The organism is Acinetobacter sp. WC-323, assembly GCF_000314615.1.
Classification (GTDB): domain Bacteria; phylum Pseudomonadota; class Gammaproteobacteria; order Pseudomonadales; family Moraxellaceae; genus Acinetobacter; species Acinetobacter courvalinii.
Genome location: NZ_AMZS01000003.1, coordinates 1 through 950 on the forward strand (window position 1 = coordinate 1; position 950 = coordinate 950).

A 950-nucleotide genomic window follows, 5' to 3' on the forward strand; every position below is an offset into this window, starting at 1 on the left:
GTGCACTACGTAAAGGACAAGCATCGTCATTTTATTATGGTCAGCCTCAGGGTGAAGTGTGTCTAATCAACAGGGTTTTCGGTCTCTAAGTACTTTTTAAAGGGAACATCATCGACTCAAATCTCTATTTGCAACAGTGCCACTTCACAGTAGGTCTTGAATACAACTTCTAAGTTCGACATTGAAATACAAGCTGAATTTTAGCCAATTTCACTAGAACTGACTTGAAAAATAATGAGATAAAACCTAGCCTGAGTATATTCGGTTGGGTTTTTCTTATGTGTATTTTTTAGCGAATTGCAAAGAAATTAAATTGGTCAGATCATCGTTATCTTATTGTTATCATATGGACTGGTATTTATATAAAATCAGGCATTTAGTTGAAAATATGTTTTGTAGATTAAAACAATTTAGAGGGATAGCTACTCGATATGACAAGCTCAAAAGAAATTATCAAAGTGCTGTTGCCTTAGCCTGTATATTTTTATGGCTACCTTTATAGGTTTAATTATGAACAGTAAATGTCAACAGACCCTAATTGAATCTGAAAAAGATTATCCTTCTACTTGGGCAGCAATCACAGCTATTGATCCTAAAATCGGTTGTACTCCTGAAACATTGCGTGTTTGGTATCAAAAATATTTAGATCAACAAAATCCTGTCAAAATACAACAGATATCTGATCAAGAAAAAATGAAGGGTAATCCCCCCTAAAATACTAGCTCTTTAAAAGAGGCAGTATTATGCTTTTACAACATGGTGTTTAACTTGAGAAACTGAATTTAAAACAATCTACTGTAACTCTTCCAGACAGATATGAAATTAATCCACCCCTAGCCCCTTAAACACAGCATCTACCGGATCTGCATAAAAGCTGGTCTGGAACTTGGTAAACAGTTCCACAGGAATCGTTGGGATATCTGCCGCACTACTCATTGGCAAAGCAACCT

General features: G+C 35.5%; 4 pseudogenes. 3 read left to right on the plus strand and 1 reads right to left on the minus strand.

The window, feature by feature from the left end:
* The 3 pseudogenes from ACINWC323_RS19985 to ACINWC323_RS0118605 all read left to right on the plus strand — a co-directional run.
* A pseudogene (locus ACINWC323_RS19985) lies at positions 1-89 on the plus strand (IS6 family transposase); the annotation flags it as partial.
* Positions 90-343: 254 nt separating this feature from the next.
* Positions 344-502: pseudogene (locus tag ACINWC323_RS19535) on the plus strand (IS5/IS1182 family transposase); the annotation flags it as partial.
* Positions 487-699: pseudogene (locus tag ACINWC323_RS0118605) on the plus strand (hypothetical protein); the annotation flags it as partial. The pseudogenes ACINWC323_RS19535 and ACINWC323_RS0118605, both read left to right, overlap by 16 nt.
* 123 nt (positions 700-822) lie before the next feature.
* On the opposite strand, the pseudogene ACINWC323_RS19540 reads toward ACINWC323_RS0118605, so the two are convergent.
* Positions 823-950, minus strand: a pseudogene (locus ACINWC323_RS19540) (peptidase); the annotation flags it as partial.